This window comes from Tianxiuia mixotrophica, from assembly GCF_050596425.1.
In the GTDB taxonomy this organism is placed as follows: domain Bacteria; phylum Bacillota; class Clostridia; order Peptostreptococcales; family Acidaminobacteraceae.
Genome location: NZ_CP192292.1, coordinates 3,963,453 through 3,986,182 on the forward strand (window position 1 = coordinate 3,963,453; position 22,730 = coordinate 3,986,182).

Here is a 22,730-nt window from a genome sequence, read left to right on the forward strand (position 1 = left end):
TAACCATAAATTAACACGACCTTAATTCAAGCTTATTCCCCTACTGATAAACTGATGCCATAAAACATGTTCCCCGGAGTAAGGATCTTGTATCCGTAACTCATATTGAAGGCCCCGTAGCGATACGGAGCCTTTTTTTCGTTTTAAACGCCTTACTTTTGAGAATATTATATCCACTTCTTCAAAGTCGCCATCAAAGCCTTTTCATGCGGTGCTTTTCGGACGATTTGATCATAGGCGTTTTGGATTTGCTCCTTGTAGGTGAAGCCATTCTTTTCTTGAGCAAAGCCCTCAATCATTGGGACTCTCTTCTTGGGATCCTCCATAATAAGGTAGGCAACAAACCAATCTTCAATCCTTGTAAGAGGTATTTTCACTCCATCGCAATCAACTGTATCTAACCGCATGCCTTTAAGCTTTGGAAAATCATAAATCCATTCCCCACGCAAAATTCTGTATCCACCAATCATATCCACATCTTGACCATCAATTTGCATTTCATAAAAATACTTTGTGGCATACTTGCCCTTGCCATCATCTGTTTGAACACGACTTGCATATTTTTTTAGAAGTTGAGCCGCAATCTGGGCATCTTCTTCATCGATCATAAGGTCAATATCTCTTGGCTGGTCAACAAGTCCATGAAAAAATAACATACTTGATGCACCAAGCCCCCATGAGATGTGATTTTCATTTAATAATCTTGCTATTTTTTTTAGTGTCCGAGTGTCCATAATGCCCTCCATAGATTGGTAGATTCATTATAAAACACTGACATTAAAACTTCAATGCAGGGCTTAAAAATCATCTTTCACTCTCACTGGCTTTATATTGTCAATATAGGGCTGTAACTTTTTATGTACAAGTTCTAGGCTCAAGACCTCGTAGTGGTGAAAATATAATAGTTTTATACCATTTTCCATAGCCAGTTCTTTTTTTCTAAGGTCCCTGGCCTGGACTTTTTCCAGCCCTCTTTTTCCGCCCCAGTGCTTGACAGGCTCATAGTGTTGAATGCCCTGATATTCGATACCTATTTTATAATCAGGCAACCAAATATCCATTTCAAGATGATCAAGTATTTTGGACCTGTGGTTTCTTTTAATTTTCACCTTTGGTACCAGCTTTTTCACGTATTCATAAAGCTTTTGCTCCGATTTCCACTTGCCTATAAGAGGCGGATACTCAAAGTCTGCCCGTATGCCGTCTTCAATATAGCGCCTGACGCTTGTTTTCCGTCGTTCCAGTTCCCGCTTTAAGGCCTGTATAAAGTTATGAGGATACTGAGGATCCCACACACGAGGCTCCCCATCACTCCAAATGATGTCATGATCAGCAAGCCATGCTTCAATGCTTATTTCAGGTAAGCTTTCAATAGATTCATGATATAAAATGTCATCCTTCAAACTCACATACTTATAAGCTATAAGCTCCTTGAGCTTCTCACTTTCCATGTTGGGAAGATAACGCTGAAGTCTTGGAACAACCCCATACTCATAGTGCTTCATATCAAGATACCATCCATAAGCCTGCCTGAATACAGTTCCCTCGGATTTAGGACAAAACTCGACCTGTGGCTTTTTACCCTGACATCTATGACATATGTTTTTCTTAAAATCCATAAACTTGATCCAATCATGAAACCCTGTCACAGCATCACCATGTTTATCCCATATAAAATCTACAAAACCCTGAGGAAAGTTCCAAGTGTCCAGCCTTATTTCATTCGGATGGGTTCTTTGACGAAGTTCCAGATAATTGATCACAGATTTTTTCATGCAGTCGCATAAATAATAGCCTTCACGCTCCTCAGTCTTGCTGAAAACAACAAAGGCTCCACGAGGATAAAGGACAAAAGGATAAGGCAGGTTTTCTGTCGTCTTAGTCTCTGCGGACAGCTTCATGAAGCACCTCTCCAATGGATTGATTAAAAACCAGATCTGCCTGGGTGTCCATCTGTGTCTTAGCCTTGTTGATTAGAACCAGTTTGTCTCCCCTAAAGTATTGAAGCAGGCCTGCGGCTGGATAAACCACAAGTGATGTCCCGCCAATAATCAGCATGTCTGCACTGGCTATTGCTCTTACGGCCTTTTCAATCACTTGAGATTTAAGACCTTCTTCATACAAAACCACATCCGGACGAACTGTCCCACCACATTTTGTACAGGTCGGTGTCACGCCTTTAAGGTCTAAAAACTCTTTCAGATTGTATGTCTGCCCACAATTTTCACAGTAGTTTTCATGTACACTTCCATGGAGTTCAATCACATTTTCATGGCCAGCCAATTGATGAAGGCCATCAATATTTTGGGTTATGACTGCACGAAGTTTTTTTCTCTTTCCATTTTCACCAAGGCCTTATGTGCCAAATTTGGTTTTGCATCAGGATACAGAAGATTGTCCTTATAATATTCGAAGAAAATTTCAGGGTGTTGTATGTAAAAGCTGTGACTGATTATGGTTTCAGGTTTATAAGGGTATTTACTTGATTTTTGATCATATAATCCGCCAGATGTTCTAAAGTCGGGAATGTCACTTTCAGTCGATGTTCCCGCCCCACCAAAGAAAACAATATTATCACTTTTTTCAATCCACTCTCTTAGTTTTTCGATCGACATGTCAGCCTCCCTTATAGTTTTTATTTTGAAGTTTTTATTTTGTAGTTTTTATTTTGAAATATCAGTTCAAGTATATCACTTGTAACCTTTGCAAATCTATACAGCTTAGGTCTCATCACGACCAAACTTCATATTTTCACCTTGAAAATGCCTGTAAAGTATAAAATCGAGACCCTACCATGGTATTTTAAAAGGGACTGGTTGAGTAATACCCATTTTTGGACATGAAAAGAGGGCTGTATTTTGCAACAGCCCCTTTTCTTCTACACACTACAAGTATTATATTTTTTTATTGTACCTTTCAAGGAAAATCTCATAGCCCTTATTTCTAAGAGCACAGGCTGGACATTCTCCACAGCCATTACCAATAACACCGTTGTAACAAGTCAAGGTTTCATTTTTCACCAGGTCAAGAACCCCCAGATCATCTGAAAGTTTCCAAGTGTCTGCCTTGTCTATCCACATAAGTGGCGTATGAATGACAAAAGTATAGTCCATAGAAAGGTTTAGTGTGACATTAAGGGATTTGATAAAGACATCCCTGCAATCTGGATAGCCACTAAAATCTGATTGGGAAACCCCCGTCACGATATGATTGGCCCCTTTCTGCTTGGCAAGAACGCCTGCAAATGACATGAAAAGAAGGTTTCTCCCATCCACAAAGGAGTTTGGAAGTCCTTCTTCTGGCGCCTCTTTTTCTACATCTATATCTTTTCGTGTTAGGGAATTTGGGGCTAGTTGATTAAGAAGGCTCATATCAAGAATATGGTGCTCAATGCCTTCTTTTTCGCATATGGCTCTGGCGCAATCGAGTTCAAGCACATGTCTTTGATTGTAATTAAAGGTCACGGCTATAACTTCGCCAAACTTCTCCTTGGCCCAGTATAGGCAAGTCGTGCTGTCTTGTCCACCACTGAAGACAACGACCGCTTTTTCGTGGTTCATATTGTTTTCCATCTTACACACCTCTTTTGTTTGGGTCCCATATATATTTGTGTAGTTGCAACTGCAATTTTACGCCGTTTAAATTATGCTTAACCATATAGTCAACGATTTCTTCAGGACTTATGGAGCTGTGCACAGGACTCAAGTATACATTCGTGTTTGTTAAGAGCCCATGCTTTTTTATCATGGCCCTTGCCACATCTAAATCCTCTATGCTTCCACAGACAAATTTCAAAGTGTCATTCTTGGTTAAAACTTCAAAGTTATCTACTTTCATATGGTCTTCCATACCTGACGAGGGCAGTTTATAATCCATTGTAAAGGAGGGTCTTGCAATCATTCGACTCAGGTATTCCAGAGACTTACTCCCATTTGTTTCGATTTCAACATGCATGTTCCCGAGTCTTGAAATATCTGTTATCAGAAGGGACAAATTGTCTTGAAGCAGGGGTTCCCCTCCTGTTAATGTCACATTTCTCACACCGGTCTGTGCGATGTAGCTTACAATGTCCTCACTGGTCATATCGACGTAATCAGCCGTCTCGGTACAGGCCCAAGCCGTGTCACAGTAGCTGCATCTTAGGTTGCATTTTTGAAAACGGATAAAAACCGCGAGCTCACCACTTTTCATGCCCTCGCCATTAATGCTTACAAATTTTTCAACCACCCTATACATGGTTCACCTCTTCATAGATTGCAGAATTGTTTGGTGTCTCGTAGACTTCCACACGCAGGACTTGGTAGCCTTTTCCCTTGAGAGCGTCATAAAAGTATTTTGACATGTTCTCAGCGGTCGGGCGCCCCTCGACTTCTACTATTTCAAAGCCTTCTTCCGATAGACAGGCAATTGTTGCTGGCTTAAGAGTGCATTTTTGAAAGATGAGTTTGTGGTCTAAAGCATCTGCCAGAGCTTTTAAATCACTTTTTAAATCACCAAAATCTACAATCATGCCTTCTAAATGGCCTGACTCAATAAGTGTCTCTGATCCAATTTCAGCCACAACTTTCCATCTATGACCATGCAAATTGGAACACTTGCCATCATACCCCTTTAAAAAATGTGCACTATCAAAACTTGCTTCTGATTTTAGTCTATACATGATTTTCCTCAACTTTCTTTACCCCAGCCTTCGCAAGACCGTAATGACAACATCCTATGGCCCCATTGAACTGGGGATCTTCCAAAGCCATGACTTTGTCATAGTCCGATTTTAAATATTCAAGCAAGGCTTCGTTCTTTGCAACACCGCCCCCTAAAACAACTTGATTTCCACCAAAACGAAGAAGCATAGGTTTGATTCTCTTGTAAAGAGCATAATTAACACCTGCACAAAGAGATTCAGTCGTGTCTCCATCTGCAATGTGTCCAATAAGCTCTGATTCTGTGAATATTGCACAAGTTGCATTGAGGTCCACTGGATTATTATGATGTCGTCCAAGTTCATCTAAATCCACTTCAAGAACACTGGCCATGTTTTCTAAGTAGCGACCGCAGGATGCAGCACACTTCTCGTTCAGTTCAAGATCTGTCATAATTCCTTTTTCAACCTTTGCCAGTTTAACGTCTTGTCCACCGACATCAAGGAGTATAAAAGAATTTTTTCCAGATTGTTTTAATGCACCATATACATGCGCCTTAACCTCATTGATTTGCGTAAAACAATCAAGGTCTGTATTGTTTCGTCCATAACCTGTCGAGACTCCAATATCAAACGCATCAATGCCTAAACTTTGTGTATTGACCATTAATCTATCTTTTTTTATGCAGCGATCCCTGTAAAACTGCATTGTACTTATTTTTTTTCGAAGGACAACCTGGTTATTCTCAACAAGGAGTATCTTGACTTCACGACTGCCCATATCAATGCCTAAAACGCGCATAATTCAAACTCCTTTTTGTCCTTAAGCATGTCCACAAAGGCTTCTATTCTCAATTTCGTCCTTGCATCCAGGCAATTGAGCTTATCCCCTTCAATCTGAAGAACTGGTACACTAAGCTCAGTTTTGACAATCATGTCTTCTGCAGCCTTATGACAAAAAGCCTGAGTGTAGTGAATAATTGCGTCAATCTTTCTAAGCTCGACCTGGTCGTTGATGTCAGCAAGTCTTGACGATAGATCATATGGATAGGTGTAGTCCAAGTACTGGTCCACAATATTCTTTGACGCCGCCCATCGAGGAAACATGAATTCTCGCTGAACTTCATTAAAAACAACACGAGCGTCCATACTCTCCAAGTAGTCATAGAGGTCTCCCTGCATTGGAGGAACGCCCATATAGCCTAGTCGAATTTTATCCTTCATAGGTTGTCTTGTCTTTGCTTCATAAATTTTGTCTTCTAAAAGCTTGGCATATTCGTCCGGATCATTCATAAAATCGCTAAAACTTACAAGATATAAGTGGTTTTCAAACCCCTTGACTTGATTGGTCTCATAGGTGAGCTCGTCCAGTTTCACACCTAAGTTTCGAATGTTTCCAAGCTTTTCTCTGTAGAAATTGACCGCCTCTTGTGTAACCCCTAAGATTTTACAAAGCGTCTCAATTTGACTGGTCATACCTTCCACGTCTTTGCCGTGGGGAAACCCAAAAGGAATCATTTTAACGCCTTTTCTTTCCAGTACTTCTAGAAGTACCTTTGTATTGGAGCAGTCGCCTTCAATGACACCAATGAGCGTGTCAATTTCATGGTCGAGAACAGCACCGTAAATGCCTTTAATCCAAGCGCACATGCTCTTGGGAAAGCCATCTCTTTCGGCTCGTTCAATATACTTGTCATACTTTTCTGCTGTAATGAAGAGATTGTTCATATCAACAGGCACAACACCTGCAGCATAAAGAATTTCAGCTGGCACAGTTGTTGTGATGCCTACTTTTTTTAATGGTTTGTTTTGCATGGCACCCTCCCCGGTGTCACTTGAATGTCATCTTGCAAGCCTCAAAAATAAATAAAAGACGTGGTTCCCCACGTCTTTGCTTGTAAATAAACATAAATAAGCCCATAACAAAAAAAGTGAGCCGAATAGCCCACGCAAAAAAACCACCCGAAGGGCAGTTTAATCCAATTTTTGGATTGTATTGGCCTAGTTTTGTTTAAAGACAGGAGGTTTACGAACTGTCTGGGATTATCCCATATATAATTTTAACTCGGTAATTATAGCATATCTATGAAGCTCATGCAAACCCTTCTGAGCGAGACACGCCTTGAAAACCATCCATAAAATTGTTTGAAAGACATACCAACCTATAAAGGTCCATCCAGTAGGTCTATCTCTTTCTGGAACTATTTCTTATGATGGTGTCTATAATTTTCAATGGCTATTTCAGTCAAAGTCACAACATCTTCGATAGATGTCCCTTCATAAATCCAATGACTATGAAGCCCATCCTTATCAGGACTAATATGGCGAATTGTATGTGTCAATTTATGAATATCTGGAATGGGTACATCAAAAATAACCTTAAGTTCTGTTTCTGAATCAACAAGTTTCATAATTCTGTGTCCATCTTTTTTATGACAAAACTCAATCCCATCATCAATATCATTTTGAATAAATTCTGAGCCTAAAAGTCTTTGAATAATTTTTACGAAGTTTTCACCATTTTTATAAAAGTTGTACTTACGAGACATTTCATTCCCTCCTAATCGTAATGGGGCAGGTTCAAAGTATCCTTCCGCGTCATGAGACCTTCTTGACCATCAAGGTAACTAAAAATCCAGTGATTCCTTCTGGAAACAGCCCGCGAGGCTTCTTCATCCTTATAGGCCAAAGTGAGTGTTCTAACATTGGCAAACCAGCGAAGCCGATTGAGGACCATGGCTCGGCGCTTGTATCTCGGTTGACTCATTAAATCTGCGCTAAAATTTTCCCAGAGTAGACCGTCAATCATGCCCCTTTCTAGGTAATTGGTATAATGAAATCCGCGGTTTTGTATCAAAATAATATTAGTCCATTTTAATCTTATATCCATAATAAGTTTGGTATAGCCCATAGCCTGGTTAAACCGCTCTGATTCATCTTCAATAATATCAACCGTATCAAGGGTATCAAAAAATATGCCATCCATGCCCTTTTGCATAATGCGATCTTCAATCGTTTTGAGTAAGATGTTTCTATAATGACTTGTGCTTAAATCCCCCAGCATATTCTTTCCATTCATAAGAGGTTTGTGACCAATGGAAATGAACTGCCCTCTCTCCATTTCCCCAATAACCTCAGTATCCCACCAGCCTACTTCTGACACACTGATATAACCAATCACCTTCACACCAGCATTTTTGAGCGTCGCCACCATTTCCTCATCAAAGTGCAAGGCCTCGACAATTACCATGTCATACTTTTTCATGTTCTCAAGAATATCAGGCGTCATGCTTCCGTAATAGATTTTGTAATTGGTCACCTTTTGAAGCGGTGACTGATTCCTTATCAGAATGAATCCGATTAGGGCCATTAAAAACACAGTAATCGTCACTGTAAACCATTTCATTTGATCACGTCCAATCCCTCTGTCTTATATATATACCCTCAGATAGTGAGATTAAATTGACGACTCTAATGATATTTTCAAGTCGTTCATTTAAAAGCGAGCCTTTCGACTCGCTTTTTCATTTGAGCGACTTGCAAAATCGCATTCATGAATCCTCATCAAACCATCTATAGAATTTTTGATTTTTAAATATCCATCTATGATTTAATGGGGATGTGGATCTGTAATTTTGCAAGCACCTGATTTATTAAAATGTCATTGTATCCACTGAAATATCTTCAATCTTTTGTAAAGCATCCATTAGTATTTTTACTTCTTCATCTTTACCCGCAATAAACTCTAGGATGATAAGCCCCTTTGAACTGCACAAATTGCCTGCTTCATGAAGCCCAAGCCTCGTTTTGATAATACATCCGTGCTTTGTTAACAGCTCCTGTACCTTAACAGCCTCTGATTCTCTGTCACCAACTTGGATACCCATAATTATTCTTTTCATATGTATAACCTCCCTATAAATGCTCTGTATGGGGAATATCCCCACTACAATACACTATAAAATTACCCAAACCTTGCCCTTTTATTCTATTAATCCAAGTGAGTTTTCAAATGTCATTATTGATGATCAAAGTGTTTGGGTCCTATGCATTTTCAAAATATGGAATATAGGTTGCTTGAACGGACTCTTGGGTATAACTTCTATATGGAGGAGGTTCTTATGGATAATCAAAAATTATTTAATAAAAGGCTATATGCCGCCCTACGAAAGGTTGAATCAGAATACCATGACTTGATCTGTATGGAAGATAATGAAACCATCCATGATTTACGAGTTGCCATAAGACGAGTCACCCCTCTTCTTGATATGTATGCCAAGGGGCTAAAAGATAAAAAAACCGCTTATAAAATCAAACGGACCAATAAAATATTTAAAAGCTATTTTAAAGCCCTGAGTGATATTCGTGACAGACAGGTCATAATTGAAAGAATCATAGAAATGCACCCTTCAAGCCTTACAATTCTCGACAAACTGGAAGATGATATTAAGGCTCTGCATAGAGAAACACTAATGAAAGCCAGTGGATGGGATATTCCGTCATTGATCGATGCAGTCATGAACGTTCTTCTAGAGGGACCCAAAAATCAACTTATGATCCGAAAGCGAACCAAGGCTATGGTCAAAAAAAGCGAAACCACTGTATTAAAGCATCTCCATGCCCCTATAAGCACGGCTAAAGATTTGCACAAACTTCGCATAGCCTTAAAAAAATTTCGTTACACACTGGAAATCTCTGAAAGTCTCGATTTGAAATACCATATATCGTCTGCCATCATAAAAGCCTATCAGGATGAACTGGGGTATTTTCAAGACTTAACTATACTTATCGATTATTTGAAAAATGAAATGCCTGAACTTCCTATTCTAGAAGAAGTTCAGACACTGTATGAAAAAACTTTTAAGTCTCTTATTGAAAACACCGAAGACTGGTCTTTTATATTTGGAGAGTGATTTGTAGTTTTTATCCATCTCTTTGCTTGGATACTTTATGCAAGTACATTTGTTCATCTGCAAGATTAATCATGTCTTCAGCACTGATATGTCTCTTGTGGGTCCATTCAGCAAGACCATAACTGAAATTTGCCTTCCATCTGAAGTCTGTATTTTTATTGTAGTCAAATAGCCATGCCAATGATCTTTCTAAAATATCATTGGCTTTTTCCTTGTCACAATTTGGAAGAATGAGAACAAACTCGTCGCCTCCAATCCGGACAAGCACATCGGTTGTCCTTACGAATTTTGTTATGGAGTGTGAAATTAGTTTTATGAGCTTGTCGCCCTCATCATGTCCAAAGGCATCGTTCACAGACTTCAAGTCATCCACATCTATATAAGCCACTGTGAGTGGTGTTTTATCCAGTTCAGAACCCGTCAACAAGTCCCTCAGAATTTCAAACCCAGCTGATCTGTTAAGTGCCCCTGTCAATTCATCTTTTGTCGCTTGTTTACGCAAGTGGATTTGAGCAATTTTGTAATTATAATAGGCTGATCCTATAATCGTGGCAAGTATTACTTCAACGAGTAAAAGTAAAATTACCGTTGTTTTCATAGAATTAACCTGTCCACTATAAATATCCGTGAAGGCCTTTCCCGATAATGTGGAAACGGCCAATATGCTATTTTCTTGATCTCCTTCGTCGTTGATCCATACAATTTCATCGACCTTATAAGGCAACTCACTTTGGCAAAATAATGATAACCAAACAACAACACTGTTTTCATTATAGATCACACCCGACATGCTTTCTCCTGTTTCGTGGTCGTCATCTTCTTGGCATGACTGATCTGTACAAATCTCCACTTCTGGATCTCCTATAGCCTGCCATAGTTTACCTGTGGTCTTTGTCACACCGACATGATAACCAAATTGTTTTTCTATATGGTTTTTTAAGTCTTGGTAGTGTTTGAGTTCCACACAAATATGAATAAACTTATCCATCGCCATTGTTCGTGTGAAAACTTCAGCATAGCCACTGGGATTTAACTTGACGAGCACATTGCGTTTACTTGAGTCAAAAATAACCTTTTCAATTTCTTTTTGACTTACAAGGGCATGACCATCAGATACTTCGTCCACAATGTTTTCATTTTCAATGTGCTTGATGATCCGCCCGTGTTGATCATGGATGGTCATGTGTAAATACTTGGATTTATGATGAAGCAAACTGGCTATAGTCTCTTCATTTACACTGGATATATCCTTCAAAACACCCCTTGAAATAGACTTTTCAGAGGCATACCAAGTTAAGTCAGCAATGGCAGCGCTAACTTCATCTTGTATGGTTCGTGTAATAAGTTCATTTTGCGCATTCATAAGCTGAGTTTGAAATTGAATTTGTTCTTCCACACCCGTATGATATTTGTAGAAAACCACCAAAATGGTTATCCCCCAAAATATAATCAAAATATATAAACTCTCTTTTGTGAATCGAACTTTGTTATGGTATCGGCGCATAAAACCACTTCCTTTTACTTTTTCTTACCCAATTGAACAAATAAATTGTACATAATATCACCATTATTAAAATTTATCAAAAGATTTACCTTTAGGTTACTTAAATATGGTCTGGGTAATAAATAGATAAGAGGAGGCGGTTAAATGAGTACGCACAAACATGATACTCGTCATATGCATGACAGGAGTAGTGGGATGGTTCGTGAAAAGGCTCGTGAACGCTTTATGGAGGAGCGCAAGGAAATGGAACATGAGCTTAGTCATCACAAGACAGAGGTGTTAAAGCTTCTTAATGATGATTATTCTTACAAGGAAACAACACATTATAGAGGACAGTATGTTGTTAAATTCCAGCATCCAGATACACATAAAATGGAGAAACTAACTTTCCACTATGAACCCAATTTGAAGCAGTTGGAGCCTATGTGGAATCACGAAGAGCATAATTGATTTGTATTCTTTCAAAAAATGCATAACCCCTTATGGTCGCCTATTGCGACCATAAGGGGTTTATTTTGCTTCACACACTATAATTTATTATTGGGGGATAAATTCTATGCTGCTTTTTTTACATCCACTTCAACTAAGTTTTTGGATTTGATCATAAATGTACCTAGAGCCAATATTGCCGCAAAGATACCCACTGGAATACCAATACTTTCACCCAGGCCTAAACCTTCAGGTGCAACAGTGATATAAGATGTAATAACCGCTGTCATGAATGTTGCTGGCGCTGTTGCAATCCAGTGAAGCCTTCCGTTTCTTACAAGATACACGGCACTTGTCCATAAAACGATAGTTGCTAAAGTTTGGTTAGACCATGCAAAGTATCTCCAGATGATTGTAAAGTCGATAAAACATAGGGCTAAGCCAATTGCAAATAGTGGCACTGCTATTGTAAAACGAGACGCTGCTGAATCCTGTTTCATTTTCATAGCATCTGCTATAGCCAGTCGAGCACTTCTAAAGGCTGTATCGCCTGAAGTGATTGGAGCTGCCACAACACCTAGAACCGCTAGAATACCACCAACTGTTCCCATAAGCGTTGTAGAAATATCACCAACAACAACGGCCGCTGACCCTGCACCTGCAAGGGCTTGTGTTCCGCCGTAAAAACTCATTGCTGCTGCTGCCCAAATCAGAGCAATAATACCTTCTGCAATCATTGAGCCATAGAAAACGCGACGACCTTGTCTTTCATTGCCTATACATCTAGCCATGATTGGCGATTGTGTGGCGTGGAAACCACTAATAGCACCACAGGCGATTGTAATGAATAGGAATGGGAAAATTGATTTTGCACTCGGGTGCATGTTTGTTAGTTGAATTTCAGGAATTGTATAGCCACCCGTTAAAATACCCCACATGATGCCAACACCCATAATAAGAAGGGCTGCACCAAAGATTGGATAGACTTTACCGATAACCTTATCAACTGGCATAACGGTTGCAATTAAGTAATATACAATGATGATTCCTAAGAAGATAAACTTATTTACGCCTGTCATATTTTCAAGTAGACCCGCTGGTCCATTGATAAATACAACACCTACAAGTACAAGTAGAACCACTGAGAATAGACGCATGACGTTTTTAGCTGTCATCCCCAGGTATTCCCCGACGATTTCGGCAATTGTTGCACCGCCGTGGCGAATAGAAAGCATACCAGCAAAGTAGTCATGGGTTGCACCTGCAAAAATAGACCCTAGTACAATCCATAAAAATGCTACTGGTCCCCATAGAGCCCCTGCAATGGCGCCAAATATAGGCCCTAGACCTGCAATGTTTAGAAATTGAATTAAGAATACTCGCTTCCAGTCCATTTCCACAAAGTCAACACCATCATTTTGAGTGACCGCTGGTGTTGGTCTGTTTTCATCGGCTCCGAAAACCTTCTCTACAAACTTACCATAAATAAAATATCCCACAATTAGAGCTACAATAGATAAAAGAAATGATACCATGTTTTAACTCCCTCCCTTTTGGTGAGTCCATGGTATCAAGAAACGTTTTCCTATTGTCGGTATTTTTGATGATTTATCGTATAAAATAGATGAAGTGCATTTTTCGTCCTACAAGATGCACTCATTTTTCGACTCTGCTTTTCGCCCCTTACTAAATATTCAGTCTCTTTTTAAAACTTTTCACATTGCTTCTACTTACTGGAACTTCTTCATTGCTTCCATCGAACTGTATCATTAAAGTGTGATTAAAATAAGGGCTGACCTCTTTGACTTTTTTCAAATTGACAATATAAGCCCTGTGCGTTTTAAAGAAAAGATTTGCAGGCAACTTGGCTTCAATTTTAGATAAACTTTCTGTCATTTGGTAGGCTCCATCTTCTGTATGAACATAAACAGTGTTCTCTTCGACTTTGCAAAATAGAATATCTTTGACGGGAATGAATATAATTTTATCCCCAAGTGGGATTGGAAGCCGTGCCACAGCTTTTTGGGGTCTGTCTTCAGTATGGCTATCCTTGTGGCGCCGGGCCTCTACTTTCCTTAGGACCTTTTTGACCCGCTCTTCTTCATAGGGTTTTAGAATGTAATCAATGGCATCTTTTTCAAAGGCCTCCAGGGCGTGTTCATCATAAGCCGTTGCAAAAACTATAGCCGTTGAAAGATTAAGTCCACCAATGGCTTCTGCCAGTTTCAGACCGTTCATTTGAGGCATGTTTATATCTAGGAAGACAATGTCCGGTTCTGTGTTTTGAACAAACAGGAGCCCTTCCACAGAATCTGTAAACCTTCCAGTCACTTCCGCCAAGCCAGAGTTTTCAATTATATAGGCCAGTTCACTTAATGCCGGCATTTCATCATCAATTAAAACAACGTGAAGCATTATATCCCTCCTGTTAGTGGCAATGAAAAGTAGATATGTGTGCCTACATCCGGTTCACTGTCGATATGAAGATTGACCTCGTAAATGCTCTTGAGTCGGTCCCTTACATTGTTGAGTCCAATGCCTGTGGCAAACTTTAAATTTTCAACTTTTTCCTCAGTCATGCCTATGCCATCATCTGCTACATCGAAGTGGACCTTGTCTTCCGCTTTATGAATACTTATTTTGACTGTTCCAATACCGTTTTTATTGCGTATGCCATGTCGAACGGCATTTTCAACAATCGGCTGGAGAATGAGAGGCGGTACACTTATTTCTATATTTGGGTCTATGTCATATTCAATAAATAGTTTTTCAGGAAATCTTGCTTTTTCAATACTCAAAAAAGCTTCCACAACCCTGATCTCATCTTTAAGGGGAATTTTCGTTGCGCTGTCCTTAAAACCGCTTCTCAAAATCACACTTAATTCTTGCAGGAGTCTTCTGGCTTCATCTGCATCTGTCCTAATAAGAGACATAATGGTGTTAAGCGAATTAAAGAGAAAGTGCGGCTTGATTTGTGCCCTTAGAGCTTTGAGTTCAGCCTCTTCTCTGAGTGACTTCTGCTTTTCAATACTGCTCAATTCTAACTGCGTTGTGAATAGAGCTGCCAATCCCTTAAAAAGCTCCTGGTCAGACTTCGTCACTGAATTCTTTTTGTCTTTATACACTTTAAGACATCCAATAACACGATCATGCATTTTCAAGGGCGCAACAATGACAGAACTGTCTCCGGCTTTTAGACCAAAAACTTCTAGATGGGTTCCGCGCTGCCCGACTTGCATTTTTCCTGTGTGAAGACAACGTTTTGTAATTTCTGTGCTAATGGGCACACCAGTTTGACCAACCTCGACATGGTCTCCAACAAGCGCTAAGACCTTAACCTCGTCTGTTATAGCAACAGCTTTAAAACCTGTAATTTCACAAATGATCTGACAAGCCACATTGGCTGTTTCCACACTAAGACCTTTCTTAAAATAGGGCACAGTTTGATTGGCTATATCAAGGGCCATTTGAGCCTTTAGAGCTGCTGCTGCATCATTTTCATTATAAATTTGCTGAACAATAAGCAAGAACATACCTATACCGATTGCATTGAGGAATGTCATTGGCAAGAATATGAGTTCAACCAGTGCATAAGCCTGGTCAAAGGGGCGAGCAATCAGTAAAATAATAAGCATTTGAAGGACTTCAACAACAAGACCAAGAATTAGTCCAACAAACCACTTGCTTGAACTTTGCTCCAGTCTCTTCTTGGCAAGACCACCTATAATCCCTCCAAGAAAGGTCGATATACCGCATGATATGGCAGTTAACTCTCCACCATGCATGAGAAAGGCCCTGTGAAAGCCTGCAATGAGACCACTTATGGCTCCGACAACAGGTCCTCCCAAAAGACCTGAGAGAACTACAGGAATGGTTCTGGAATTTGCTATACCACCTGCAACAGGGGTCCCAAGCAGGGTCATAACAATTCCTAGTACACCCCACATACCAGCAAAAAATATGCTTTCTATCCAGTTTGACTTGTCTTTTGTCAGGTAGTTTCTAAACAAAACCGTTTTAGAAATGAAAAATGCAAATGTTATGATCAAGCCCAATCTTTCAATGAGGCTTAAAAATAATTTTCCTATCATATACAGTCTCCCCAATTTACATATTTATACCAAAAGCTCTTAAAACGCTTTAATCCGATCAACTCGATTTATACCTATTATATCATTGGTCTATAAAAACGCTCCCTTGTATCTCTCAAAAACAAGAAAATCCGCCTCAAATACCTTTGAGACGGACTCATATGCTTAGCCCTCTACCTCCAACTTATCATATAACACGAAGTCTCTGTGCGACCTATGCTATAAATGACATGGCTGAAGTTTACGGTTTAAATATTTTGACTTACATAGGATTCGATATCCAGAACAAACTCAAAAGCTTCAATTTCTTCTTCTGGAATCTCTATTCCATATTCGTCTTCAATTTCTGAAATAATGTTCGTTAAAGTATCATCATCAAGATTTAGATCATCTGTTATTGATAGGTCTGATCCAACTTCATCTGATTCTTCATATCCAACATATTCTGCAATAATTTCTTTAATGAAATTAACTCCCATTTTTTCCTCCTATTTTATCGAATTTATTCTTAAACCCTGTGTACTCATGACCCCTATAAGAAAGATAAGGCTGATAAACCTCTTTTTATGTCATGAATATGTTACGTCAATGTTTTGGATTCATATAAATCTTATAGAATAGTCAATAACGCTATTACCAGTTGTTTCACACCCCATTTTCTATTTTTGTAATTTGAATATAATAGGTTTTCATCAAAAATCAATGTTTTTTCTTCATGTATACAATCTATTTTTGCAGACCAATAAGGTTTACAAGGTGTTAGTTGCGGATTAAAGCGCCTTGAACCCGGTCTGAAACGAAATAAAAATCCCTTATCATTTGACCATTTGGTCTCAAATAAGGGATTAAACTTTTTTCGTTTTGAAAGTCATGTGTTTGACTGCCTTATAAAGGCATGTCTACCCTGACCCTATTTTTGAAGTAAACCGGTTTTAAATTACATGCCTGTGCCATACTTATAGCCTTGTCAAACTGCCTTGTTATAGCTTCTTCACCATGGCTATCAGACCCGATTGTCACGTATTTTCCACCCAGCTCATTAAAGCGCTTGTATATCTTAAAAAGCTCATCTTGTGCACTGGATAAATCCAGTCTTCTCGTGCTGATTTCAAGAGCCTTATCCATCACAGCCACTGCTTTTAAAACAGCGTCTATTTCTTCTTTATAATCAGCGTAATAGAGTTCCTTATCCTCATAAGGGCTGTATCGTGCAATGTAGTCAATGTGGGCAAGTGAATCAAAATAAGGATTCTCCTTGACACCTTTTAACATGGAAGTCAAATACTCTTTATAGGCTTCATCTTTTGAAAGCCCCTCATAGTACTCTTTGTCATAGTATTCAAGATTTGTTTCCATATCATACGGAGCGTGGGTTGAGCAGAGTATAAAATCAAAATCGTGTCGCTCTGCAATGCTTTTATTTTCCTCAACGGCCTCTACGCGAAGCCCCATTTCTATACCAAGTAGAACTTGATCTGATCTGTGAGGCTTGTAGGCTTCAAAGAAGTCAGATACATTAAAGGTGAATTCAGCTCCCCTGAACGGATTGATGTCCATATGATCTGTTACGACCATCCCCACTCCCAGGGTCTTGCATTTTTCAATTGCTTTTTCTATGGGCATATCACAGTCGCAAGAAAAACTTGTGTGCACGTGTGAATCAAACATCTTTGCCTCCAATCACAAATCCTTTTCGTCACATCTGTGATTAGCATTATAACAAAATCTGAGGGATAAAATCCAGTTACAATATATGTTCATAAGAGCTCTAGCTTATAAACAGAGGGTCAACAAAACCTTGAATGACATGGATCGTCATGATTCTCATTCAATATTTTGCAGGCTGGGTCACCACTACGATCTTAAGAGTTGGCTAGATTATCAATAACTTGACTTAAGGTGTTTTCAACCTCTTTGGCTGTTTCCACGAGATCCTTTGAGTCATCAAGCATGCCTATGAGCTCAGTTGGTTTGGCCATGCCTGTAAATACCCCCTGATCATTTTCATAGACAACCATCTTGCAAGGTAAAAAGTATCCTGCCTTTTGATTGCTTTCTAAAACACCTATGGCGATTTTTGGATTACACACTTCAAATATCCAAAAGTTATGCTTATACTCTATGCCTTTTTCCTTAAACTTATCCTTAAAATTGAGTTCCCATAGGACACCAAATCCAGAGCTTGCTAGTTCTTTCTTAAGATCTTCAATAGCTTGCTTTAACTCATGGCTGACTTTTTTTTCATAATAGATTTGCATCTTTCTACCTCCATTTAGGGTTTGTTAACGTTTTACAACGTAAACTCAAAGTCTTTTTTACTCATATTTTTTTTACCCGATCCATTTGAAAATACTATTTTATTGGTACCTATCTAATAAGATGCCCTAATTTTATATGCACTAAACTTAGGGTGTGCTTATTCTTTATACAATAAAAGTCCACTTCGTCATGTCTATTCAGACTAGAAGTGGACTTCATTTTTATTATAAACAAATTTACAAATTGAACTCGATCAATTTTTGCAGTCAATTTTAGGGACTCATTATATGCGTTTCATTTTCATTTTTTCTGGTTAGTCTTCTTGGCCATGTCCTTCTGAAATAATTTCAACAAGGTCACCATGCCATGTGTGATACCAAACGTCTCCAGTGTATACATTGACGCTCATCATGCCAGCGGCTTCTTCATCAAGCTCAACGTGGAATGTGTAGTACCCATAAAAAGCATGTCCGCCGTCTTCTGCTTGAAGATCTTCTTCATACTGGGCAAGATACTCATTTGCTAGCTCTAGGGCTTCATCTGACGATATCTGATCTTCTTTATCATATTCTTCAAAGATACCATTCATAAAGCCTCGTCCGTTCCAGCTCCCGTGCATACCGTATTTTGTGTTCCACATCATATTAGGACCATGCTCAGGGTATACGTATCCTGTAACAGGATTGACCAGAAGTTCCATGGCACCACGTCCTGTTTCTTCTTCGACTACGGAAAAATAGTAGTCTGTGTTTGAGTAAACAAAGATGTCTTCAATTTCAAAATCAGTGTCATAGTACTCAAGATAATCCATAACATTGTCTTTAAGGTCTTCTAAATCCATCAGATCGGCTTCATCAAACTCTTGATAGCCATTCCAGTTGTTTCCGTTCCAGTTGTAGCCACCCATCATGGAACCCATGTGGCCACCGCCGTTCATATGACCAAAACCACCCTTTCTATTGCCTGGTCCATACATATGGCCATAACCATTATAATTGTCATTGTCCCAGTTGTCCCCCATGTGGCCATACCAATTATTGTTGTCATTGTCGCTGTTCCAGTTGTTATTTCGATTATTATTTCCATTATTATTTTCATTGTTATTCCAATTGCCGCCCATATGACCATTTCCATTAAAGAAACCATTTCTGTCATTGGCATCTGCAAAGCTTAATGATCCTGCAAGTAGTAGTCCAGCTGCAAGAACAGCGAATAATCTTTTTCCATACTTCATATTCATTGCATTCCCTCCATTTCACTTTATCCATTAGATTTATATTTGTTAAGCACTTGCAACTTTATAGTTGGCAAGTCTGTCATCTTATAAACCTTAGGCGCTTGCAAAATTACAGTTCTATACCCTCGCTATACCGTATATAGAATTTTAGATTCTTAAATATCTATATACGGTATAGCAAGGGTGCTTGAATGATATTTTGCAAGTCGCTCAACCTAGTATAAAATTCAAATGTGGCACAATTATGATTCCAATAAAAATATTCTAGAATTGATGTTTTAGCTTTGATTCACATTTGTCCTTGTAAAATGAACTGTGAATGTGGTACCTTTGCCAAGATTTGAAGTGACGTCTATCCTTCCCCCCATTTTTTCGATATTGTTTTTTGTTATATGAAGTCCAAGACCGTCTCCCTCTGTCTCGTCTTGATTGTCGTTTTTGTTGTCGTTTGTATTGTCAACTCTGTAGTAGGCTTTGAAGATATTTTCGAAGTCAGCCTTATCAATCCCCCGACCTGTATCAACCACTTTTATTGACCAGTCTTGGTCACCTTGTTCACTTAATATAACCTTGACCCCACCGGTGTTTGTAAACTTATAAGCATTGGTCAAAAGATTGTATAGGGCTTGATTTAGGAGAGCGGAGTCCTTATAGACCTTAAAACTTTTAGGGCCTTCATAAATAAGGTCCAGTCCCTTTCTTTTATACTGGACACTAAGTCCCTTAATGATCTTCCTAATTTCAGAAACAAGATCGTATTCTTTTAGAGATAAGGCCTCTGTCTCGCCTTCATATTCAATAAAGTCATTCATGTTTTCAATGAGATTTGACAGGTTTTCAATTTGATTGATACAGTTTTCCAGCCTGTTTTGATCCATTTCAACAACACCATCTAAGGCGCCTTCACAGTGGGTTCTAAGAATGGCTAGGGGTGTTCTTGACTCATGGGCCAACTGGTCTGTTTTTTGTTTGCGGGCTGATTTTTGAAGTTTCAAGCGAGTGGATAAATTTTGAAGGCTCACTTGAAGCCCTCTGACTTCTAACACTTTTGATGATTTTATCTTTAAGGTTTCACCCTTTTCTATAGACCTTGCATACCGAGCGGTTTCTCTTAGGTCCTTTGTAAGTTTCTTACTGGATATAGCCACTATAAGAAGGGCAAACCCCAAAACAAAAAGACCTGATATAAGTGTGCCAAAAATCATAGCCCGTTTGAAAAGCCGCACGGTTTCTGAGCTTTGCACATCTCCACTTCTGGATATGATCAATTGACCGGTTTTTCCCCTGCCCATATCAATTGAAATAAGGTCTTCTTCTGTGTCAAACACGTCACTCATCATGCCGCCCATATGTCCTTTGCCATGCATGCTGAACATGGAATCCTCAGCGTAGGCAATTCTATTGCCCTGGGCATCATAAATGCTTATACCAACAATGGGATCATCAATGAAGTTCTTCAACTCGGTCTCCGCCCGTGACTTGTTTTGCACACCGTCGACAAGCAGGTTTCTTGAAAAGGTTTTTATAGCATCGACATTTTGGTCATACTGGTCTGAAACATAGTTTCTAAAATATCTATCAATATAGCTTGATGAAATAAGTGAGTTGATAACTATAGAAATAGCAATGACAAACAGCATAATAATGCTTAGTTGTTTTCTAAGTGTCACCCTTGCCACCTCCAAAAATATAACCTGCACCATACTTTGTTTTTAAGTATTTAGGTTGGCGGGAGTTGTCTTCAATTTTATGTCTGATTTTTTTTATATAGGAATCAATATTCCTGTCAAAACCATCATAATCACTGCCGAATGCGTCTTCTATGAGTTGGTTTCTACTAAGGAGCTGTCCAGAATTCTTAAAGAAGACTTCAAGAAGACTAAACTCTTTTGCTGTGATTTCTATTTCTTGTCCATTTTTATACAGGCTTTGTTTTTTCAGGTTCAGTTTCAGTGCACCACAAGTCAAATTCTGAGTTTTTCTTTGGTCTTTGTAGACTCTTTTTAAAACAGCCTCTACCCGCTTTACAAGCTCTCTTGGGCTAAAGGGTTTTGACACGTAGTCGTCTGCTCCAAGATCAAACCCCTTTAACCGGTCGACCTCTTCCTGCTTGGCTGTTAGCATTATGACTGGAATGTCTGATATAAGTCGAATTTCTTTGAGGACTTCAAACCCGCTAATGCCAGGCATCATAACATCCAAAATGGCTAGATCAATATCATTTTCTTCAAAAGCTGACAAGCCCTCAAAACCGTCCACGGCTTCAACAACCTCATATTTTTCCTTTTCCATGTATTTTGTCACCACTGATCGAATGTTTTCTTCATCTTCAACGATCATTATTTTATATGTCATTACCAGCCCACCTTTAAACAGATGCTATTTTCTTACTTTACGCCTCGTTTAAACTCTTTTATCTTATATTTTTGATACAGCAATATGTCCAATCGCTCTTTCTTATTTACATCATTTCATAAGCTCGAGCACAAAAAATACAGCTCCATATTCCCATCATAGCATATATATTTTTTGATTCTTCAGCCTCTATATACTATGATGAGGATTCTTGTACAATGTTTTGCAAGTCACTCAAGCGAACATAATAAAAATCTATTCCATTAATAAGCCTCAACAATTCAAAACTCCGTAACCATGCACATAAGAACTGAGTCATAGGCACATTTACTATGTACCCTGATTCAGTTCATGAGTCAACTTAGAAATTATACTGTAGACAAAGTGTCTTCATATAAATTAAAAAGTTTCTTGCAGGTCGCGGAGTTTATATTTTGTCTTACCTATTGTTATTCACTATTTTATAATCATTATCCAACTTCAGTCACTGACCTAGTATGTTTTAATCTTTTACTTATTCTTTAAAACATTCTTTTTGCTTGTGTATTCCTCTTCAGAAATTTCACCGCTAGCAAATCTCATATCGAGTTCATAGAGGGCATTCTTAGTCGATTTTCCGCTTGTGTTTTTATTTCTCATAAGCATAAAGAAAATAAGCCCCACAATAACCAGTGTTAATCCTATGCCCCAAAACGAATGGAACATTCCAAAACCACCGCAACCGAAGCCACGACCTAAACCATTATAAAACATCATCTATATCACCTATCTTCCATTGTTTTTTTCATCCGTTTATATGTTTCTTCATCTATTTGTCCACTGACAAATCTTTCATCCAAAATTTCTCGTGGTGATTTTGAATATTGACCACGCTCGGGGGTCTTATCGTTCGTGTAAATATAGTATATTACAAAAGCGATTGCAATCCATCCAATAAACATCATAGTTTTCACCTCCAAATAAAGCACCCGTTCCTAGTAAACCAAGGGTATACACCATCAATAAACAGATGCAAAATTATTGATTTATAATTATCTATACATAGAGTATATCCATGAATTATGGCGGAATTATGATTTTATGGGTCACAGTCACTTTTATATGACATACTTCAGTTATTGTCGCAGTCCACTTAGATGCTTTGGGATCAAAATGATATATATGTCAGTTATTCTCTAAATGGCACTTTATAAATAAGTGATTCCGAGCGACTTACAAAATTACATATATATCCCCTTGCTATACCATATATAGAATTTTTGATTCTTAAATATCTTTATATGGTATAGCAAGGGTGCTTGAA

24 protein-coding genes and 1 pseudogene are annotated in these 22,730 nt (G+C 38.7%); 2 read left to right on the top strand and 23 right to left on the bottom strand.

Annotated elements, in window-relative coordinates; all coding sequences use genetic code 11:
- Window positions 1-167 precede the first annotated feature (167 nt).
- From ACQ4KW_RS17640 to ACQ4KW_RS17690, 11 genes and pseudogenes are all read right to left on the bottom strand, one after another.
- Entirely contained in the window at window positions 168-734 is a 567-nt protein-coding gene (locus tag ACQ4KW_RS17640; protein WP_430883753.1) for a hypothetical protein, read from the bottom strand.
- Window positions 735-797: 63 nt separating this feature from the next.
- Window positions 798-1,901, bottom strand: a complete 1,104-nt coding sequence (locus ACQ4KW_RS17645) for a hypothetical protein (protein ID WP_430883754.1) — start codon at window positions 1,899-1,901, stop codon at window positions 798-800.
- Window positions 1,879-2,615 (bottom strand): annotated as a pseudogene (locus tag ACQ4KW_RS17650) (NAD-dependent protein deacylase). Before ACQ4KW_RS17650 ends, ACQ4KW_RS17645 begins: the two are co-directional and overlap by 23 nt.
- A gap of 279 nt (window positions 2,616-2,894) precedes the next feature.
- The gene (gene queC / locus ACQ4KW_RS17655; protein WP_430883755.1) at window positions 2,895-3,572 is read right to left on the bottom strand and encodes a 7-cyano-7-deazaguanine synthase QueC; all 678 of its coding nucleotides are present in this window, start codon (window positions 3,570-3,572) and stop codon (window positions 2,895-2,897) included.
- 1 nt (window position 3,573) lies between these two features.
- On the bottom strand, window positions 3,574-4,236 hold the full coding sequence (gene queE, locus ACQ4KW_RS17660; protein WP_430883756.1) for a putative 7-carboxy-7-deazaguanine synthase QueE: 663 nt from the start codon (window positions 4,234-4,236) through the stop codon (window positions 3,574-3,576).
- Window positions 4,229-4,660 (bottom strand): 6-carboxytetrahydropterin synthase QueD, encoded by a 432-nt coding sequence (gene queD, locus ACQ4KW_RS17665; RefSeq protein WP_430883757.1) that lies wholly within the window; start codon window positions 4,658-4,660, stop codon window positions 4,229-4,231. The genes queE and queD overlap by 8 nt, the downstream gene beginning before the upstream one ends.
- Entirely contained in the window at window positions 4,653-5,441 is a 789-nt protein-coding gene (locus ACQ4KW_RS17670) for an acyl-CoA dehydratase activase (RefSeq protein WP_430883758.1), read from the bottom strand. The genes queD and ACQ4KW_RS17670 overlap by 8 nt, the downstream gene beginning before the upstream one ends.
- Window positions 5,429-6,454, bottom strand: coding sequence for a 2-hydroxyacyl-CoA dehydratase family protein (locus ACQ4KW_RS17675; protein ID WP_430883759.1), 1,026 nt, complete (start codon window positions 6,452-6,454; stop codon window positions 5,429-5,431). Before ACQ4KW_RS17675 ends, ACQ4KW_RS17670 begins: the two co-directional genes overlap by 13 nt.
- A gap of 386 nt (window positions 6,455-6,840) precedes the next feature.
- Window positions 6,841-7,188, bottom strand: coding sequence for a hypothetical protein (locus ACQ4KW_RS17680; protein WP_430883760.1), 348 nt, complete (start codon window positions 7,186-7,188; stop codon window positions 6,841-6,843).
- A gap of 11 nt (window positions 7,189-7,199) precedes the next feature.
- Window positions 7,200-8,045: an endo alpha-1,4 polygalactosaminidase gene (locus ACQ4KW_RS17685; protein ID WP_430883761.1), complete on the bottom strand. Its 846-nt coding sequence runs from the start codon at window positions 8,043-8,045 to the stop codon at window positions 7,200-7,202.
- A 247-nt stretch (window positions 8,046-8,292) separates the two neighbouring features.
- Complete coding sequence (locus ACQ4KW_RS17690; RefSeq protein ID WP_430883762.1) at window positions 8,293-8,541, bottom strand: hypothetical protein; 249 nt, start codon at window positions 8,539-8,541, stop codon at window positions 8,293-8,295.
- A gap of 219 nt (window positions 8,542-8,760) precedes the next feature.
- Between ACQ4KW_RS17690 and ACQ4KW_RS17695 the strand changes: the two genes are divergently transcribed.
- Window positions 8,761-9,552, top strand: coding sequence for a CHAD domain-containing protein (locus tag ACQ4KW_RS17695; RefSeq protein WP_430883763.1), 792 nt, complete (start codon window positions 8,761-8,763; stop codon window positions 9,550-9,552).
- Window positions 9,553-9,562: 10 nt separating this feature from the next.
- On the opposite strand, the gene ACQ4KW_RS17700 is transcribed toward ACQ4KW_RS17695, so the two are convergent.
- On the bottom strand, window positions 9,563-11,056 hold the full coding sequence (locus ACQ4KW_RS17700; protein WP_430883764.1) for a GGDEF domain-containing protein: 1,494 nt from the start codon (window positions 11,054-11,056) through the stop codon (window positions 9,563-9,565).
- Between the two features lie 144 nt (window positions 11,057-11,200).
- On the opposite strand from ACQ4KW_RS17700, the gene ACQ4KW_RS17705 reads away from it, so the two are divergent.
- Window positions 11,201-11,506 carry a hypothetical protein gene (locus tag ACQ4KW_RS17705; protein WP_430883765.1) on the top strand — a complete coding sequence of 102 codons (306 nt, stop codon included), beginning with the start codon at window positions 11,201-11,203 and terminating at the stop codon, window positions 11,504-11,506.
- Window positions 11,507-11,610: 104 nt separating this feature from the next.
- Here the strand turns inward: ACQ4KW_RS17705 and ACQ4KW_RS17710 are convergent, their stop codons facing one another.
- The 11 genes from ACQ4KW_RS17710 to ACQ4KW_RS17760 form a co-directional block, all read right to left on the bottom strand.
- Complete coding sequence (locus tag ACQ4KW_RS17710; protein ID WP_430883766.1) at window positions 11,611-13,020, bottom strand: carbon starvation CstA family protein; 1,410 nt, start codon at window positions 13,018-13,020, stop codon at window positions 11,611-11,613.
- 151 nt (window positions 13,021-13,171) lie between these two features.
- Window positions 13,172-13,900, bottom strand: a complete 729-nt coding sequence (locus tag ACQ4KW_RS17715) for a LytR/AlgR family response regulator transcription factor (protein ID WP_430883767.1) — start codon at window positions 13,898-13,900, stop codon at window positions 13,172-13,174.
- Window positions 13,900-15,576 carry a LytS/YhcK type 5TM receptor domain-containing protein gene (locus ACQ4KW_RS17720; RefSeq protein ID WP_430883768.1) on the bottom strand — a complete coding sequence of 559 codons (1,677 nt, stop codon included), beginning with the start codon at window positions 15,574-15,576 and terminating at the stop codon, window positions 13,900-13,902. The genes ACQ4KW_RS17715 and ACQ4KW_RS17720 overlap by 1 nt, the downstream gene beginning before the upstream one ends.
- Before the next feature lie 248 nt (window positions 15,577-15,824).
- Window positions 15,825-16,055, bottom strand: a complete 231-nt coding sequence (locus ACQ4KW_RS17725; protein WP_430883769.1) for a phosphopantetheine-binding protein — start codon at window positions 16,053-16,055, stop codon at window positions 15,825-15,827.
- A 406-nt stretch (window positions 16,056-16,461) separates the two neighbouring features.
- Entirely contained in the window at window positions 16,462-17,244 is a 783-nt protein-coding gene (locus ACQ4KW_RS17730) for a PHP domain-containing protein (RefSeq protein WP_430883770.1), read from the bottom strand.
- Between the two features lie 194 nt (window positions 17,245-17,438).
- Entirely contained in the window at window positions 17,439-17,834 is a 396-nt protein-coding gene (locus tag ACQ4KW_RS17735) for a DUF302 domain-containing protein (protein WP_430883771.1), read from the bottom strand.
- Between the two features lie 314 nt (window positions 17,835-18,148).
- Window positions 18,149-19,075 (bottom strand): hypothetical protein, encoded by a 927-nt coding sequence (locus ACQ4KW_RS17740; RefSeq protein WP_430883772.1) that lies wholly within the window; start codon window positions 19,073-19,075, stop codon window positions 18,149-18,151.
- 275 nt (window positions 19,076-19,350) lie between these two features.
- Window positions 19,351-20,742, bottom strand: a complete 1,392-nt coding sequence (locus ACQ4KW_RS17745) for a sensor histidine kinase (protein WP_430883773.1) — start codon at window positions 20,740-20,742, stop codon at window positions 19,351-19,353.
- Window positions 20,732-21,427: a response regulator transcription factor gene (locus tag ACQ4KW_RS17750; RefSeq protein WP_430883774.1), complete on the bottom strand. Its 696-nt coding sequence runs from the start codon at window positions 21,425-21,427 to the stop codon at window positions 20,732-20,734. The genes ACQ4KW_RS17745 and ACQ4KW_RS17750 overlap by 11 nt, the downstream gene beginning before the upstream one ends.
- Before the next feature lie 510 nt (window positions 21,428-21,937).
- Window positions 21,938-22,183 (bottom strand): SHOCT domain-containing protein, encoded by a 246-nt coding sequence (locus ACQ4KW_RS17755; RefSeq protein ID WP_430883775.1) that lies wholly within the window; start codon window positions 22,181-22,183, stop codon window positions 21,938-21,940.
- A 5-nt stretch (window positions 22,184-22,188) separates the two neighbouring features.
- Complete coding sequence (locus tag ACQ4KW_RS17760) at window positions 22,189-22,371, bottom strand: SHOCT domain-containing protein (RefSeq protein ID WP_430883776.1); 183 nt, start codon at window positions 22,369-22,371, stop codon at window positions 22,189-22,191.
- Window positions 22,372-22,730: the final 359 nt, after the last annotated feature.

Bases quoted from the DNA above. Each gene is read 5' to 3' on its own strand.
- ACQ4KW_RS17695 (WP_430883763.1), top strand. From the start codon at position 8,761: ATGGATAATCAAAAATTATTTAATAAAAGGCTATATGCCGCCCTACGA.
- ACQ4KW_RS17715 (WP_430883767.1), bottom strand. From the start codon at position 13,900: ATGCTTCACGTTGTTTTAATTGATGATGAAATGCCGGCATTAAGTGAA.
- ACQ4KW_RS17750 (WP_430883774.1), bottom strand. From the start codon at position 21,427: ATGACATATAAAATAATGATCGTTGAAGATGAAGAAAACATTCGATCA.
- ACQ4KW_RS17710 (WP_430883766.1), bottom strand. From the start codon at position 13,020: ATGGTATCATTTCTTTTATCTATTGTAGCTCTAATTGTGGGATATTTT.
- ACQ4KW_RS17645 (WP_430883754.1), bottom strand. From the start codon at position 1,901: ATGAAGCTGTCCGCAGAGACTAAGACGACAGAAAACCTGCCTTATCCT.
- ACQ4KW_RS17730 (WP_430883770.1), bottom strand. From the start codon at position 17,244: ATGTTTGATTCACACGTGCACACAAGTTTTTCTTGCGACTGTGATATG.
- ACQ4KW_RS17700 (WP_430883764.1), bottom strand. From the start codon at position 11,056: ATGCGCCGATACCATAACAAAGTTCGATTCACAAAAGAGAGTTTATAT.
- ACQ4KW_RS17720 (WP_430883768.1), bottom strand. From the start codon at position 15,576: ATGATAGGAAAATTATTTTTAAGCCTCATTGAAAGATTGGGCTTGATC.
- queD (WP_430883757.1), bottom strand. From the start codon at position 4,660: ATGTATAGACTAAAATCAGAAGCAAGTTTTGATAGTGCACATTTTTTA.
- ACQ4KW_RS17675 (WP_430883759.1), bottom strand. From the start codon at position 6,454: ATGCAAAACAAACCATTAAAAAAAGTAGGCATCACAACAACTGTGCCA.
- ACQ4KW_RS17640 (WP_430883753.1), bottom strand. From the start codon at position 734: ATGGACACTCGGACACTAAAAAAAATAGCAAGATTATTAAATGAAAAT.
- ACQ4KW_RS17705 (WP_430883765.1), top strand. From the start codon at position 11,201: ATGAGTACGCACAAACATGATACTCGTCATATGCATGACAGGAGTAGT.
- ACQ4KW_RS17685 (WP_430883761.1), bottom strand. From the start codon at position 8,045: ATGAAATGGTTTACAGTGACGATTACTGTGTTTTTAATGGCCCTAATC.
- ACQ4KW_RS17725 (WP_430883769.1), bottom strand. From the start codon at position 16,055: ATGGGAGTTAATTTCATTAAAGAAATTATTGCAGAATATGTTGGATAT.
- ACQ4KW_RS17680 (WP_430883760.1), bottom strand. From the start codon at position 7,188: ATGTCTCGTAAGTACAACTTTTATAAAAATGGTGAAAACTTCGTAAAA.
- queE (WP_430883756.1), bottom strand. From the start codon at position 4,236: ATGTATAGGGTGGTTGAAAAATTTGTAAGCATTAATGGCGAGGGCATG.
- ACQ4KW_RS17670 (WP_430883758.1), bottom strand. From the start codon at position 5,441: ATGCGCGTTTTAGGCATTGATATGGGCAGTCGTGAAGTCAAGATACTC.
- queC (WP_430883755.1), bottom strand. From the start codon at position 3,572: ATGGAAAACAATATGAACCACGAAAAAGCGGTCGTTGTCTTCAGTGGT.
- ACQ4KW_RS17760 (WP_430883776.1), bottom strand. From the start codon at position 22,371: ATGATGTTTATTGGATGGATTGCAATCGCTTTTGTAATATACTATATT.
- ACQ4KW_RS17755 (WP_430883775.1), bottom strand. From the start codon at position 22,183: ATGATGTTTTATAATGGTTTAGGTCGTGGCTTCGGTTGCGGTGGTTTT.
- ACQ4KW_RS17735 (WP_430883771.1), bottom strand. From the start codon at position 17,834: ATGCAAATCTATTATGAAAAAAAAGTCAGCCATGAGTTAAAGCAAGCT.
- ACQ4KW_RS17740 (WP_430883772.1), bottom strand. From the start codon at position 19,075: ATGAATATGAAGTATGGAAAAAGATTATTCGCTGTTCTTGCAGCTGGA.
- ACQ4KW_RS17690 (WP_430883762.1), bottom strand. From the start codon at position 8,541: ATGAAAAGAATAATTATGGGTATCCAAGTTGGTGACAGAGAATCAGAG.